This is a genomic window from Streptomyces sp. NPDC059398, assembly GCF_042751845.1.
Classification (GTDB): domain Bacteria; phylum Actinomycetota; class Actinomycetes; order Streptomycetales; family Streptomycetaceae; genus Streptomyces.
Genome location: NZ_JBHYWP010000053.1, coordinates 19,013 through 33,846, shown reverse-complemented (window position 1 = coordinate 33,846; position 14,834 = coordinate 19,013). Strand labels below are relative to the sequence as shown.

Genomic DNA, 14,834 nt, shown 5'->3' with positions numbered 1-14,834 from the left:
ACCGGCCCTACGACGCCTCCCACACCAGCGTGTTCCCGTCCTCGCCGTCCGGTGTCCCGTCGTGCGTGACGGTCAGACGTACCGGCCCCTCCCGGGCGTCGACCACCACCGCCACCCGGGCGGCGTCCGGCGACCGGTGCGCGCGGGCGAGCCCCCGGCGCAGTGCGGACAGCAGCTCCTCGCCGGTCCGCTCCGGGATCCGCGCGTCCACCGGGCCGACGAAGTGCACCGAAGGTGCGAACCCCAGCAGCGCCCGCGCGCTGTCCGCCTCCCGCAGCACCTGACCGCGCAGCGTCGACGGTGCGTCGGCCGGCGGCTGCTGGAGGGCGAAGATCGCCGTCCTGACGTCCTGAATGGTCGAGTCCAGCTCGTCGACCGCCCGCCCGATCAGCTCCCCGAGCTCGGTTCCGGCCGCCCGCCGATGGGTCGACTCCAGCATCATTTCGGTCGCGAAGAGCCGCTGGACGACGAGATCGTGCAGATCCCGGGCGATCCGGTCGCGGTCCTCGAAGACCGCCAGCCGCTCGCTGTTCTGCCGGGCGTCGGCCAGTACGAGCGCGAGCGCGGCCTGCGAGGCGAACTGAAGGGCGAGCGTCCGGTCCGCCGCGTTGTAGGGGCGGCCGCTGCGCCGCCTGGGCAGTGCGAGGGTGCCGATCAGCTTGCCGCCGCTCTGCAGCGGCAGCATCATGCTCGGCCCGAAACGGGCCCGCACATGGGTGGTCATCCGGGGATCGGTCGACGAGTCCTCGATGTACACCGGGTCCCCGCTGAGCAACTGGACGAGGACGGGGGAGCCCGGTGCGATGGTGGCGCCGATGAGGTCGCCCGGGTCGTCGAAGGTGGAGGCGGCGACGATCTCCATACCGCCGGCGTCGGTCGGCAGGAGCACCACACCGGCGACCGCGTCGGCGAGGCTCCTGGCCTGTTCGGCGACGGTGGTCAGCGCGTCGGTCGCGCTCTCGCCGGTGAGCAGCGCGTTGGTGACGGCCGCCGCCCCCTTGATCCAGCGCTCGCGGAGCCTGGCGGTCTCGTACAGCCGGGCGTTGCCGATGGCGATGCCCGCCTGCGCGGCGAGCACCCGCAGCAGCGCCTCGTCGTCCCGGTCGAACCCCCCGCCGTCCTTGTCGGCCAGATGGAGGGTCCCGAAGACCTGCTGGTGGACCCGGACCGGGAGCCGCAGCAGGCCGGGGGTGTCGTCGGCCAGGCCGATCAGCGCGTCGCCGTCGGTGCCGGTCGAGAACAGGTCGCTGAGGCGGTCGCGCTCGGGGTCGACCACCCCGAGCGCCCCACGCCGCGCGCCCGTCATCCGGGTCGCCGAGTCCACGATGTGCTGGAGCGTGCCGCGCAGTTCGAGATCCGTACCGACGCTCAGCACCGCTTCGAGCAGCAGCGGAAGCCGGGTGTCAGCGGTCATCGTGGTCCCCCGCTCCGATCGTCGCAGGTCCCTGGGGTGCGGTTCAGCCGCTCAGCGGAGCCAGCGTCAGGGGCTGGATCTTCCCCTCCAGCATCGCGCCGAGTCCGAGGACCGAGCAGACGTCGGGCCGCTCGGCGATGTGCACCGGCATCCCCGTCGCGTTGCGCACCATCTGCTCCAGGCCGGGCAGCAGGGCGCTCCCGCCGACCATCATGATGCCCCGGTCGGACAGATCGGCGACCAGATCCGGCGGGCAGCCGCGCAGCACCCGGCCGATGCCGTCGAGCACGGCGGTCAGCGGGGTGTTGATGGCCTCCCGTACGGCCGCGGTCTCGACCTGGACCGAACGGGCCAGTCCGGTGGCCACGTCCCGGCCGTGGATCTCGGTGTACTCGGGCCCGTCCTGGGACAGCCCGTTGCCGCTGAGCGCCAGCTGCAGCGGCCGTACGGCCTGGCCCGGCAGCAGCAGCTGGTGGTGCTGGCGCAGATGCTGTACGACGGCCCGGTCGATGGCCTCACCGCCGACCGGGATCCGCTCGGCGGTGACGATCGAGCCGAGCGAGAGTACGGCGATCTGCGTGGTGGCCGCACCGCAGACCATGATCATGGTGGCGGTCGGCTGCTCGACGGGGAGCCCGCAGCCGACGGCGGCGGCGACGAGGGTGTCGACCAGCTCGACCTTCCGGGCTCCGAGTCCGAGCAGGGTCTCGACCGTGGCGCGCTGCGCCAGCGGGTCGGACTTGTGCGGGGTGCAGGCGGCGGCGCGCAGCATCGGGGTGCGCCGCAGCCTGCGCCGCAGCTTGTCACCGAGCAGTTGCCCCAGCATGCGCCGGGCCAGGTCGATGTCGACGACGGTGCCGCCCGTGACGGGGCGCGCCACCCGGATGTATCCGGGGGTGCGGCCGGTCATCTGCTCGGCGAAGTCGCCGACGGCGATGAGCGCGCCCGTCCGGACGTTCACCGCGACGACGCTCGGTTCGTCCACGACGAGGCCCATGCCCTTGACGAACACGCGGGTCCGCGAGGCCCCGAGGTCGACGGCTACCTGGCAACGACGCAACTGATCAAGACTGACGGTCACGGCACGATCTCCCGGGAAACACTGGGGTGGGGCACCGGCGGCAGCCGGTCCTCATCGCATCGTGCGACGGCCGCAACCCGGGCGCGCGCTGGGCTGAGCCGCCCGGGTGGTTTTCTGACGGGCCGCCAGAAAGCAAGCTTCTACGCGGGTGTGTCGGTGGCTCGTACGTCCTGGAGCAGCCCCCAGGTGAAGTCGGCGACGGCGGGCCGCCCGCCGGGCAGCGTCAGCGCGAGCCGCCACCGGGTCGGCGCGGTGCCCTCCATCGGCCGTACGGGGGCGAAGGCGCGGGCCACCTCGTCCACCGTGCACGACCAGGGCCGTAGATCGTCCGCCGTGTCCAGGACGGGTGCCGCGGCGCCGGGGGCGCGGACCAGCCACTCGTTCCACACCGCGCCGCCCGGCGCGGTCAGCACCTCGAACCGCAGGTCCGGCCAGAGGGGCACCGGCCACTGAAGGGCCTCGCACTCCAGATCGCCGATCCTCCTGCGGGCGGTGGCGGACGGCTCGCCGAGCACCGACCGGTAGCGCCGGGCCGCCCCGCCCGACCGGGCCGAGCGGACCATCGCCTGCCACCGCCGGTTCGCCTCGCGCATCTCCGCGAGCGTGACGCCCAGCTCGTGCCGGGCGTCCTCGACGAGGACCGGCTGATGGTCGGCCATCCGGCGCAGCAGCACCAGCTGGAAGTCGAGCGGCCCGAACGGGCTCCCTGATCGCGGCATACCCCCATCCTGCCGGTCCGGCAGCGGCGCCGGCCCGGCCCCCTCCCGTACCCCGGCCGTCCCCTACTCCTCCGTACGCCCCAGCATGCGCCGCAGCAGATCCCGCAGCACCGTCCGCTCCCCGGCCGACAGCTCGCCCAGCGGCTCACGGGCGAAGTCCATCGTGGCGCGCAGCTCCCCGGAGGTCCGCCGGCCCGCGTCGGTGGCGGCGGCGATCTTGACCCGGCGGTCGGCGGGGTCGGGGCGGCGCTCCACGAGACCGCGCGCCTCCAGCCGGTCGACGATCCCGGTGACGTTCGACGGCTCGCACTTCAGGTGCCCGGCGAGCCGGCGCATGGGCATCGCCTCGATGGACAGCAGACCCAGCACCCGCGCCTGCGCCCCGGTGAGGGAGTGCGCCGCCGCCGCCTCGTCGTACTCCTCGTGGTACCGGATGACGATGTCGCCGATCAGCTCGACGACTTCCAGGGTCAGCGGGTCTGTACGAGTGGCCATGTCCGCCATGGTACCCACATGCTTGACAATCTAAAATATCCAGGCATGGTTGTTTAAGGCAGTCGATGTTTCACGTCATGAATCTTTGCTCAGGAGGCTGTACCCGATGTCCGCACTCCCCACTACCGGCCGCGCCTGGCACCTCACCGCCCGTCCGAACGGCTGGCCCACCCACGCGGACTTCGCCCTGCGCGAGGCCCCGGTGGACGAGCCCGCCGATGGCCGGATCCTGCTGCGCAACCTCTACTTCTCGGTCGACCCGTACATGCGCGGCCGGATGAACGACGTGAAGTCGTACACCCCGCCCTTCCAGCTCGACAAGCCGATGGACGGCGGCGCGGTCGGCGAGGTCATCGCCTCGAACGCCGAGGGCTTCGCGGTGGGCGACCACGTCCTGCACGGCCTCGGCTGGCGCGAGTACGCCGAGGTGCCGGCCAAGCACGCCACCAAGGTCGACCCCTCGGCCGCCCCGCTCTCGGCCTACCTCGGTGTGCTCGGCATGACCGGACTCACCGCCTACGCCGGCCTCTTCGATGTCGCCTCCTTCAAGGAGGGCGAGACGGTCTTCGTCTCCGGCGCCGCGGGCGCCGTCGGCAGCCAGGTCGGCCAGATGGCCAGGATCAGGGGCGCCGCACGCGTCATCGGCTCGGCGGGCTCCGATGAGAAGGTCAGGCACCTCACCGAGGACCTCGGCTTCGACGCGGCCTTCAACTACAAGGACGGCCCCGTCACGAAGCAGTTGCGCGAGGCGGCACCCGACGGCATCGACGTGTACTTCGACAACGTGGGCGGCGAGCACCTGGAAGCGGCCCTCACCTCGTTCAACGTGCACGGCCGCGCCACGATCTGCGGAATGATCTCGCAGTACAACAGCACCGAGGCCACCCCGGCTCCGCGCAATCTCGCGCTGGTCATCGGCAAGCGGCTGCGGCTCCAGGGCATGCTCGTCGGCGATCACGCGGCGCTCCAGCCGCAGTTCGTCAAGGATGTCGCCGGCTGGATCGCCTCGGGCGAGCTCACCTACCAGGAAACGGTCGTCGAAGGCGTAGAGCAGGGCGTCGACGCGTTTCTCGGGCTGCTGCGCGGTGAGAACACCGGGAAGATGATCGTCGCCGTGAACCAGTAGTCTCGTCCCCAGGCCGCCGCGGTCGTGGGCGCGAGACGCGGCGTACACAACAGAAGGAACTCGCATGGCAATCCAGAAGATCGATGTCGCGTACACCGCTGTCGCCACCGCGGAGAACGGCCGTGACGGCCGGGTCTCCTCCAACGACGGCAACCTCGACGTCGTCGTCAACCCGCCGAAGGAGATGGGCGGAAGCGGCGCGGGCACCAACCCGGAGCAGCTCTTCGCCGCCGGTTACAGCGCCTGCTTCCAGGGTGCGCTGGGTGTCGTCGCCCGCCAGGAGAAGGCCGACATCTCCGGCTCGACCGTGACCGCGGCCGTCTCCATCGGCAAGACCGAGCAGGGCGGCTTCGGCCTTGAGGTCACCATCACCGCCGCCATCCCGAACGTCGACACGGCCACCGCGCAGGCGCTGATCGAGAAGGCGCACCAGGTGTGCCCGTACTCGAACGCCACCCGCGGCAACATCAAGGTCGACCTGGCCGTCGCCTGATCATGACCCGCTGATCCCGGCTCGGCCCGGGACAGGGAGGGCCGTCCCCGCTCCGGAGCGCTCCGGCGGGGGCGGCCCTTCGCCGTCTCCGTACGGGCTGTTGGCGCCCCCGTCCCTGCCCCCGCCCCCGAGCCCACCCCCGAGCCGGGGCCGGGGCCGGGGTCGGAGCCTGAGCCGGGGCCGGGACGTGCGGCCCCGGCCGCTGCCGGACTCCGCTGCCCCGCCCCCCGCTAGGCTGCTGCGCATGGGTGATCTCGGGGCGGGCTTCGGCTATCTGGTGAAGGGGCAGCGCTGGGTCGGCGGGCGCGGCAGGCAGTACGGATTCGGGCTGCTGCCGGGGCTGATCACGCTGGTCCTCTATGCGGCGGTGCTGGTCGCGCTGGCGTTCTGGGCGGACGACGCCGTGGCCTGGGCGACCCCGTTCGCCGACACCTGGGGCTCGCCCTGGCCGGGGCTCCTTCGGGGTGTGCTGACCGTACTGCTCTGGGCGCTGGCTCTGCTGCTCGCCGTCGTCTCGTTCACCGCGGTGACCCTGCTGGTCGGCCAGCCCTTCTACGACGCGCTCTCGGAGCGGGTCGACGCGTCGGAGGGCTCCGATGTCCCCGCTTCCGGCCTCTCCTTCTGGCGTGAGCTGTGGATATCCGCGCGCGACAGCGTCCGTGTCCTGGTGCGGGTGGCCTGCTACGGACTGCTGCTCTTCGTGGCCGGTTTCCTGCCGGTCGTCGGCCAGACCGTGGTCCCGGCGATCGGCTTCTGCGTCTCGGGTTTCTTCCTCGCCGAGGAGCTGACGGCGATCGCGCTGCAGCGCCGCGGTATGGAGTTCCGTGAGCGGCTGGCCCTGCTGAAGAGCCGCCGCCTGCTGACCCTCGGCTTCGGCGTCCCGCTGACGCTCTGCTTCCTGGTGCCACTGGTCGCGGTCTTCCTGATGCCAGGCGCGGTGGCCGGGGCGACGCTGATGGCGCGTGATCTGACGGGGGAGACCGCGACGGAACCGGAAGCGGAACCGGACGCCCTGCGAGGTCCGCGCCCCGACCAGGCACGGGACCCGCACCCCGACGGCGCCCCGGACCCGCACGCCCCACGGGACCCGCACGCCGACGGCGCACCCGCGACGCTCGCGCCCCCGGCCGCCACGCCCTACCGGGCCCAGTAACCCCGGACGCGTAGCCCCGGCCCGAGCAACCCCGGCACCTGTGGGCCCAGTAGACCCGGCCCCCGTCACCCCGCCGCCGCGCCGCCCCCGAGCAGCGTAGTGAAGGCCCGGAAGGCGGTGGGCATATCCACCGATTCCGGGTCCAGCAGCCACTGGTACTGCAACCCGTCCATCACCGCCACCAGCAGCGGGGCGACCTCCTCCGGGGTCAGCCCGCCCGGCAGCCGGTCCCCGAACTCGCCGCGCAGCGTGGCCGCCATCGAACCCCGCACCTGTGTATAGCGGCGCGTGAAGAAGTCCCGCGCCGGATGCCCGTCCGTGACGCTCTCGCCGAGCAGCGCGGCGAAGGTCTGCACGACCCCCGGCCGCATCGCGTTGTACTCGACCAGTGAGCCGAGCAGTCCGAGCGGCCAGGGCTCACCCGAGCGCGCGGACCCGCCCGGATCCCACCGGTCCCGCGCCTCCAGTACGGCGACGAGCAGCGCGTCCTTGCTCGGGAAATAGTGCAGCAGCCCCTGCTGAGTGAGGCCCACCCGCTCGGCGACCGCTCCGAGCGTCGTCCCCCGGTAGCCGCGCTCCGCGATGACCTCAAGCGCCGCACGGAGGATCTCCGCCCGCCGCCCCTCGCCTCTGGTGCTCCCCATCCACCGGCTCCCTTCCCCGTCCGAGACGTGCTCTCCGAGGACCGTACGACATCGCACATCACGAAGAAGTAACGAAACCTACCGATCTACCGGTACGCGCGTCAGGATGGAGACATCACGCACGGGACTGCGGAACTTCACTACGTCAAGGCGGAGGTACGACGGTGGCAGCCACCCCCATCAACGACGCGGACCCGGTCCGCGAAGCCGCGGTCGAGGCCGCACTCGCCAGGCTGGATCTCGGTACCAAGGCCCGGCTGCTCTCCGGACAGGACTTCTGGTCGCTCCCGGCGGTCCCGGAGATCGGGCTGAGGTCCCTCGTCATGTCCGACGGTCCGATCGGCGTCCGCGGAGTGCGCTGGACCGCCGACGACCCGTCCATCGCCCTGCCGTCACCGACCGCACTCGCCGCCACCTGGGACCCGGAGCTGGCCCGCCGGGCGGGTGTCCTGCTCGCCCAGGAGGCACGGCGCAAGGGGGTGCACGTCCTGCTCGCGCCGACGGTCAACCTGCACCGTTCGCCGCTCGGCGGACGGCACTTCGAGTGCTACTCCGAGGACCCGCATCTGACCGGCGAGATCGGCGCCGGCTATGTCCGGGGAGTGCAGAGCGGTGGCGTCGGCACCACCGTCAAGCACTTCGTCGGCAACGACGCGGAGACCGACCGCTTCACCGTCAACAACCTCATCGCCCCGCGCCCACTGCGCGAGCTGTATCTGGCGCCCTTCGAGACCATCGTCAAGAACGCCCACCCCTGGGGCATCATGACCGCGTACAACACGGTCAACGGCACGACGATGACCGAGCACCGCTACCTGGTCAACGAAGTCCTGCGCGGCGAGTGGCACTTCGACGGGTTCAACGTCTCGGACTGGACGGCCGCGCGCTCCACCGCCGGGGACATCACCGGCGGCCTCGACGTCGCCATGCCGGGACCGGTCACCCCGTACGGTGAGCCGCTGGCCGCCGCCGTCAGGGCGGGCGAGGTCCCCGAGAGCGCGGTCGACGACGCCGTACGGAACGTGCTGCGGCTGGCCGCCCGGGTCGGCATCCTCGACGGCGCACCGCCGGTCGTCACCGAGCCGCCGCCGGAGACCGACGGGCGCGAGCTGTCCCGCGAGATCGCCCGCCGCGCCTTCGTGCTCGTACGGAACGAGGGCGGCGCGCTGCCGCTGGACGCGCCGAGGACCCGCAAGGTCGCGCTCATCGGCGCCGCCGCCCGCGACGCCCGTATCCTCGGCGGCGGCTCGGCCACCGTCTTCCCGACCCAGCTGGTCTCCCCGCTCGACGGACTGGCCGCCGCACTCCCGGACGGCGCCGTCAGCTACGCCATCGGCGCCGACCCGAGCGGCCAACTGGCCCCTGCGGGCAAGGGGTTCGCCCTGCACGCGGTCTGCCGCGACAAGGCGGGCCGAATCCTCGGCACCGCATCGGTGCCCGGCGGACGCATCCAGTGGGTGGGCAGCGACCTGCCCGACGGGGTGACCCACGAGGCGCTGCACACCATCGAGGTCAAGGGCACGTTCACCCCCAGGGAGAGCGGCGAGCACACCTTCGGCACCCGGGGACTCGGCGGCTTCCGGCTCACCGTGGGCGACCGGGTCCTCTTCGAAGCGGACGAACTCCCGGGCGACGAGGCCGACCCGTTCGCCGCGGTCTTCGGCGCCCCCGTCGAGCGCGGCACCGCCCCCCTCACGGCCGGTGAGTCCGTCGCGATCGCCTTCGAGTACACCGTCTACAAGAGCGCCGGATCCCGGCTCCAGGCCATCGGCTTCTCGCTGATGCACCGCGACCCGCAGCACGACCCCGACGAGCTGATCGCCGAGGCCGTGGCCGCCGCACGCGAGGCGGATACCGCCGTCGTGGTCGTCGCCACCACCGAGGAGGTCGAGTCCGAGGGCTTCGACCGCAAGGACCTCGGGCTCCCCGGCCGCCAGGACGACCTGGTACGCGCGGTGGCGGCCGTCAATCCGAACACGGTCGTGGTCGTCAACGCGGGCTCCCCGGTGGAGCTGCCCTGGCGCGAGAGCGTGGCGGCGGTGCTGCTCAGCTGGTTCCCGGGCCAGGAGGGCGGTGCCGCGCTCGCCGACGTACTCCTGGGAGCGGCGGAGCCCGGTGGCCGGCTGCCCACCACCTGGCCGGTGGCCCTGGCGGACGCCCCGGTCAGCAGGGTCGAGCCGGAGAACGGCGAACTCCCTTACGAGGAGGGCGTGTTCATCGGCTACCGGGCCTGGGACCGGTCCGGCGCCACCCCCGCCTACCCCTTCGGCCACGGCCTGGGCTACACCGAGTGGAGCTACGAGTCCCTGGAAGCGGCCACCGGGACCGCGACCGTCCGTATCCGCAACACCGGCAGCCGCACCGGCCGCGAAACGGTCCAGGTCTACGCGGCCCCGGACAGCCCGGGACCGGACCGGGCCGCCCGCCAGCTGGCCGGATTCGCCACCGTGGAAGCGGCGCCGGGGGAGACGGTGGAGGTGGCCGTCGCGCTCTCCCCGCGGGTCTTCGAGACCTGGGACGAGGAGTCCGGCGGCTGGACGCGCCGCCCGGGCGGCTACGAGATCCGGGCCGGCCGCTCCCTCACGGACACCAGGCTGACGGCCGCGATCACGGTCTGACACACCGGCGCGCCCCCGCCCCTGCCCACCGGGCAGGACAGGGCGGGGGCGCGCCGGACCGGGCAGAGCCCGCGCCCGCTACCGCGTGGAGAACCCGTACACCGTCTCGGAGACGTAGGCGCCGTCCGGCCTGAGCACCGCACTGGGGAACTCCGGCCGGTTCGGCGCATCGGGGAAGCGCTGGGTCTCCAGCGCGATCCCGGCGCAGGCACCGTACGGCCCGTCGTCGATGTGGTCACCGGTGTAGAGCTGCAGGCCCGGCTCGCTGGTCGTGATCGTCAGCACCCGCCCCGATGCCGGGTCGAACAGTTCGGCGGCCTCCGTACTGCCGCCACCGGGCACCTCGTTGTCGAGCACATAGTTGTGGTCATAGCCGGGACCCGACTTACGGGCCTCCCGGAAGTCGAAGCGCGTCCCCGCCACCGGCTCCGAACCCCCGGTCGGGATCAGCTCCGCGTCCACCGGCGTCACCAGCGAGGCCGCGATCCGCAGCTCGTGCCCGGCCGCGCTGCCGGATTCGGCGCCGCCCAGGTTCCAGTACGAGTGGTTGGTCAGGCTCACCACGGTCGGCGCGTCCGTCGTCGCCTCGTACCCGATCCGCAGCGCACCGCTCTCCGTCAGGCCGTACGTCACGGAGACGGCCAGCCGCCCCGGGTAGCCCTCCTCGCCGTCCGGGCTGACCCGCGAGAGCCGCACCCCGTGCCCGGTGGCCTCCGCCTCCCACACCCGCTTGTCGAAGCCCCGGTCGCCGCCGTGCAGACTGTGCGGCCCGTTGTTGCGGGGCAGCCGGTACGTCCGCCCGTCGAGCGCGAACGCACCGCCCGCGATGCGGTTCGCGTACCGCCCGATCAGCGCCCCGAAGTACGGCCCGGGGTGGGCCAGATACCCGGCGAGGTCCGGGAACCCGAGGGCCACACCGGTCGCCGCCCCCGTCCGGTCGGGTACCTCGACGGACTGCAGGATCCCGCCGTACGTGAGCACGCGCACCCGCGTGCCGCCGCGCTCCAGGGTCCAGCGGTGGACAGGGGTGCCGTCACCGAGACGGCCGAAGATCTCCGGCTGCGCGCTGCTCATGACCGGACCCTACGCCGGAGGCCGGGCGGCCGTGACGTTGCGGTAGGCGATCTCGGCCAGCCGCTCCTGGCCGTCCCGGCCGGGGTGGAACCAGTCCCAGGGGCTCAACTGGGCCCCGGTGAACCGGAAACCGAAGACCGCCCCGCCGTCGTAACGGCAGTGCGTGTCCGACGCGCACACGTCCCTGAGCACCGCGTTGTACGCGACCACCCGCTCCCGCACGGCGTCGCGCCGCGCCACGGCCGCCGGGTCCATCGCATCGGCGTCCCGCAGCATCGAGGCGCAGATCCCCAGCTTCCAGATCTGCTTGCCCAGCGGATTGCCGCGCCCCTGCGACCAGAGCCGCTTCAGGTCCGGCACGCTCGACACATAGACCTCACTCTTGGGCAGCGCCGTGCGAAAACGTTTCAGCGCTGTCATGAACGAGGTGCGGAATTCATCCACCGGTGTCATGTGCGAAACCGAGTCCCGGCATGCGTCATTGGCACCTGCCATGATCGTCACCAACTCGGGGCGGTGCGCCGCCGCAGCGTCGATCTGGGCGGGCACATCGGCCATCCGGGCCCCGGTCCTGGCGTCGTTCCACTGCTTCTTCACCCCGAGCCGGGAGGCCAGACTGCGCACCTTCGGGTCCGAACCGGTCGCCCAGGACACCTTCGTACAGTCCGCGAGCACCGAACAGGCATCGAAGCCACGGGTGATGGAATCGCCCACGGCGGCCACTGATCCGGGGGAGGTGTCCCAGGTCGGGGCGGGTGAGGACGGCGCGCCGTGAGGGCCCTGCGCATGTTTCCCGCCACTGTCGGAAGAGTCACAGCCGGCCGTCGCGCCGAGCGGGAGCACGACAGCCGCCAGCAGCGCCGCGACAGCGGTGCGGCCGCGGCGGCTCCGGGCGGACCCCGGCGCGTATTCCGGCTTCCTCTGCACCCTCTGCACCCTCCAAGTGGCCGACCCGGGCGTCCTGCCGAGTGAAAGCTCTGTGTTCAACGGGGCCAGGACCGACAGTACGTCACACGAGTGAGGCCCCCGCGCGGTAGTTTTTCCCCGTCGGACCAGTGGCAACATCGCCCATCAGCGGCTCCGGTAAATTACATCACGTCACATACTGTCCCATTTCAGGAGATTAACTCCCGATGCTGTTTACTGTTGCACCCCGGGGCAGAACGGGCGAGAGGCCGCTGGGGAAGGCGAACCTCGACCCGCACTGGAGGTCCCGGTGACGACACGTGGAGTTCTGTACGTGCACTCCGCACCACGCGCGCTGTGCCCACACGTCGAATGGGCGGTGGCGGGCGTTCTCGGTGCGCGGGTGAATCTCGACTGGATCAGGCAGCCCGCCTCTCCGGGCACCTGGAGATCCGAGTTCTCCTGGAAGGGCGGGACCGGCACCGCGTCCCAGCTCGCCTCGGCGCTGCGTGGCTGGAATCTGCTGCGTTTCGAAGTGACGTCGGAGCCGTGCCCCTCGGCCGAGGGCGAGCGCTACAGCGCCACACCGGAGCTGGGCATCTTCCACGCCGTCACCGGAATCCACGGCGACATCCTGATCCCCGAGGACCGGCTGCGGGCCGCACTGGCCCGCTCACTGGGCGGCGAGAGCGACCTGGAGGCCGAGATCGCCCGGCTGCTCGGCAAGCCGTGGGACGACGAGCTGGAGCCTTTCAGGTACGCGGGCGAGGGAGCCCCGGTGCGCTGGCTGCACCAGGTCGTCTGATCCGCTTTACGATCGGCCCATGGCTGACAACACCTCAGTAGCTGTTCTCGGTACGGGCATCATGGGCGCCGCGATGGCCCGTAACCTCTGCCGCGCCGGGCTCGATGTCCGGGTCTGGAACCGGACCCGCTCCAAGGCCGAGCCGCTCGCCGCTGACGGTGCGCGTGTCACCGGCACGCCCGGCGAGGCCGTCGAGGGCGCGGACGTGATCCTCACGATGCTGTACGACGGAGCCGCCGCCCTCGAAGCGATGACCGCGGCCGGGCCCGTGCTGAAGTCCGGAGCTGTCTGGCTCCAGTCCACGACCGCGGGCACCGAAGGGCTGCTCCCGCTCGCCGCGTTCGCCAGGCAGCACGGGCTGGTCTTCGTGGACGCCCCCGTACTCGGCACCAAGGTCCCGGCGGAGAACGGTCAGCTCACCGTCCTCGCGGCCGGCCCCGGCTCCGTACGTGACGCTCTCGCACCCGTCCTGGACGCGGTCGGCTCCCGTACGGTCTGGGTCGGCGACGACGGCTCCACGGGCGCGGCAACCCGGCTGAAACTCGTCTGCAACAGCTGGGTCCTGTCCCTCACCCACGGCACGGCCGAAGCGCTCGCGCTGGCGGCCGGACTCGGCGTGGACCCGGCGGACTTCCTGGACGCGGTCGGCGGCGGCACGCTGGACTGCGGCTATCTGCACATCAAGGGGCAGGCGATCCTCACCGGGGACTACACCCCGAGCTTCTCGGTCACCACCGCGGCGAAGGACGCCCGGCTGATCGTCGAGGCGGGGCGCGCCGCGGGGGTGCGGATGGATGTGGCGGCCGCCGGCGGCGAGCGGTTCCGCCGGGCGCAGGCGCAGGGCCACGGCGACGACGACATGGCCGCCTCGTACTTCGCGAGCTTCGACGCCTGAGGCCGGTCACGCCCGCGGGCCCGCCCCTCCCGGACAGGGAGGGACGGGCCCGCGGGCGGTGCGGCCGTCGCCGGTCGTGGTCAGACCGAGCGGAACGCCAGCATCACGTTGTGACCGCCGAAACCGAACGAGTTGTTGACCGCGGAGATCGGCCCCTGCGGCAGCGTCCGCGGCTTGTCCCGCACGATGTCCGCGTCGACCTCCTCGTCGAGGTCCACGATGTTGATGGTCGGCGGAGCCGTGCGGTGGTGCAGCGCCAGCACCGTGGCGACGGTCTCGATACCACCGGCGCCGCCCAGCAGATGCCCGGTCATCGACTTCGTCGCGGAGATGGCGACATGGTCGAGGTCGTCGCCCAGCACCTGGCGGAGCGCCTTCATCTCGGCGACGTCGCCCTGCGGAGTCGAGGTGGCGTGCGCGTTGACGTGCACGACCTCGGCGGGGTTGAGATCGGTGGTCTCCAGCATGTGCCGCAGCGCCGCCGCGATACCGCGGCCGGTCGGCTCCGGCTGCGCGATGTGGTGGGCATCCGACGACAGGCCCTGGCCCACGAGTTCGCAGTAGACCCGGGCTCCGCGCGCGGCGGCGTGCTCGGCCGACTCCAGGACGACGATGCCGGCGCCCTCGCCGAGTACGAAGCCGTCACGGCCCTTGTCGTACGGGCGGGAGGCGCCCTCGGGGTCCTCGTTGTTCTTGGACATCGCCATCATGTTGGCGAAGGCCGCGATGGGCAGCGGGTGGATCGTCGCCTCGGTGCCACCGGCGACGACGACGTCGGCACGGCCCATGCGGATCATCTCGGCCGCGTAGCCGACCGCCTCGGCGCCGGACGCACAGGCGCTGACCAGCGCGTGGACGCCCGCCTGCGCGCCGAGTTCGAGACCGACGTTGGCGGACGGGCCGTTCGGCATGAGCATGGGGACGGTGTGCGGGGAGACACGGCGTACGCCCTTCTCCTTGAGTACGTCGTACTGGTCGAGCAGGGTGGTGATACCGCCGATGCCGGAGGCGACGACCGCGCCGAGCCGCTCGGGGTGTACGGCGTCGTCCTCACCGGCCTTCGCGGTGAAGCCCGCGTCGGACCAGGCCTCACGGGCCGCGATCACCGCGAACTGGGCCGAGCGGTCAAGCTTGCGGGCGAGAGGACGGGCCAGGACCTCGCTCGGGTCGACAGCCGCCGGGGCGGCGATGCGGACCGGAAGCTCGGCGAAGCGCTCCTCGGTGAGCGGCTTGACACCGGAACGGCCTGCGAGCAGACCGTCCCAGGTCGATGCGCTGTCGCCACCCAGCGGTGTGGTTGCGCCGATACCGGTGACGACCACGGTGCGATTGGTCGGGCTCACTGGAATTTCTTCTCCACGTGTAGAGGGATCTGAATCACGGCGCCACCGCCGGGTGGCGTCAGCCGCGG

The 14,834-nt window shown here is 72.1% G+C and carries 14 protein-coding genes; 6 read left to right on the top strand and 8 right to left on the bottom strand.

Annotated elements, in window-relative coordinates:
- Positions 1–7: 7 nt before the first annotated feature.
- The 4 genes from ACFXBC_RS19875 to ACFXBC_RS19860 form a co-directional block, all read right to left on the bottom strand.
- Positions 8–1,414 (bottom strand): GAF domain-containing sensor histidine kinase, encoded by a 1,407-nt coding sequence (locus ACFXBC_RS19875; RefSeq protein ID WP_385025655.1) that lies wholly within the window; start codon positions 1,412–1,414, stop codon positions 8–10.
- 43 nt (positions 1,415–1,457) lie between these two features.
- Positions 1,458–2,495 (bottom strand): rod shape-determining protein, encoded by a 1,038-nt coding sequence (locus ACFXBC_RS19870; RefSeq protein ID WP_385025652.1) that lies wholly within the window; start codon positions 2,493–2,495, stop codon positions 1,458–1,460.
- A gap of 140 nt (positions 2,496–2,635) precedes the next feature.
- A complete protein-coding gene (locus ACFXBC_RS19865; RefSeq protein WP_385025649.1) occupies positions 2,636–3,214 on the bottom strand; it encodes a hypothetical protein in 579 nt (192 codons plus the stop codon).
- A 63-nt stretch (positions 3,215–3,277) separates the two neighbouring features.
- Positions 3,278–3,709, bottom strand: a complete 432-nt coding sequence (locus ACFXBC_RS19860; protein WP_385025646.1) for a MarR family winged helix-turn-helix transcriptional regulator — start codon at positions 3,707–3,709, stop codon at positions 3,278–3,280.
- Between the two features lie 106 nt (positions 3,710–3,815).
- On the opposite strand from ACFXBC_RS19860, the gene ACFXBC_RS19855 reads away from it, so the two are divergent.
- The 3 genes from ACFXBC_RS19855 to ACFXBC_RS19845 all read left to right on the top strand — a co-directional run bounded on the left by ACFXBC_RS19855 (position 3,816) and on the right by ACFXBC_RS19845 (position 6,481).
- Positions 3,816–4,835, top strand: coding sequence for an NADP-dependent oxidoreductase (locus ACFXBC_RS19855; RefSeq protein ID WP_385025643.1), 1,020 nt, complete (start codon positions 3,816–3,818; stop codon positions 4,833–4,835).
- 64 nt (positions 4,836–4,899) lie between these two features.
- Complete coding sequence (locus ACFXBC_RS19850) at positions 4,900–5,328, top strand: organic hydroperoxide resistance protein (protein WP_385025640.1); 429 nt, start codon at positions 4,900–4,902, stop codon at positions 5,326–5,328.
- A 244-nt stretch (positions 5,329–5,572) separates the two neighbouring features.
- Positions 5,573–6,481 (top strand): EI24 domain-containing protein, encoded by a 909-nt coding sequence (locus tag ACFXBC_RS19845; RefSeq protein WP_385025637.1) that lies wholly within the window; start codon positions 5,573–5,575, stop codon positions 6,479–6,481.
- A gap of 65 nt (positions 6,482–6,546) precedes the next feature.
- Here the strand turns inward: ACFXBC_RS19845 and ACFXBC_RS19840 are convergent, their stop codons facing one another.
- Positions 6,547–7,125, bottom strand: a complete 579-nt coding sequence (locus tag ACFXBC_RS19840) for a TetR/AcrR family transcriptional regulator (RefSeq protein ID WP_385025634.1) — start codon at positions 7,123–7,125, stop codon at positions 6,547–6,549.
- Between the two features lie 164 nt (positions 7,126–7,289).
- Here ACFXBC_RS19840 and ACFXBC_RS19835 point away from each other — a divergent pair, with 164 nt between their 5' ends.
- The gene (locus ACFXBC_RS19835) at positions 7,290–9,743 is read left to right on the top strand and encodes a beta-glucosidase (RefSeq protein ID WP_385025631.1); all 2,454 of its coding nucleotides are present in this window, start codon (positions 7,290–7,292) and stop codon (positions 9,741–9,743) included.
- A gap of 78 nt (positions 9,744–9,821) precedes the next feature.
- Here ACFXBC_RS19835 and ACFXBC_RS19830 read toward each other — a convergent pair whose 3' ends face one another.
- Together ACFXBC_RS19830 and ACFXBC_RS19825 are read right to left on the bottom strand one after the other, a co-directional pair.
- Positions 9,822–10,817: an aldose epimerase family protein gene (locus ACFXBC_RS19830; protein WP_385025628.1), complete on the bottom strand. Its 996-nt coding sequence runs from the start codon at positions 10,815–10,817 to the stop codon at positions 9,822–9,824.
- Positions 10,818–10,826: 9 nt separating this feature from the next.
- Positions 10,827–11,744 (bottom strand): SGNH/GDSL hydrolase family protein, encoded by a 918-nt coding sequence (locus ACFXBC_RS19825; RefSeq protein WP_385025625.1) that lies wholly within the window; start codon positions 11,742–11,744, stop codon positions 10,827–10,829.
- Positions 11,745–12,033: 289 nt separating this feature from the next.
- On the opposite strand from ACFXBC_RS19825, the gene ACFXBC_RS19820 reads away from it, so the two are divergent.
- Both ACFXBC_RS19820 and ACFXBC_RS19815 read left to right on the top strand, forming a co-directional pair.
- Positions 12,034–12,528, top strand: a complete 495-nt coding sequence (locus ACFXBC_RS19820; RefSeq protein ID WP_328326171.1) for a DUF3145 domain-containing protein — start codon at positions 12,034–12,036, stop codon at positions 12,526–12,528.
- 19 nt (positions 12,529–12,547) lie between these two features.
- A complete protein-coding gene (locus ACFXBC_RS19815; protein WP_385025621.1) occupies positions 12,548–13,423 on the top strand; it encodes an NAD(P)-dependent oxidoreductase in 876 nt (291 codons plus the stop codon).
- A gap of 80 nt (positions 13,424–13,503) precedes the next feature.
- Here the strand turns inward: ACFXBC_RS19815 and fabF are convergent, their stop codons facing one another.
- Entirely contained in the window at positions 13,504–14,766 is a 1,263-nt protein-coding gene (gene fabF / locus ACFXBC_RS19810; protein WP_385025618.1) for a beta-ketoacyl-ACP synthase II, read from the bottom strand.
- Positions 14,767–14,834: the final 68 nt, after the last annotated feature.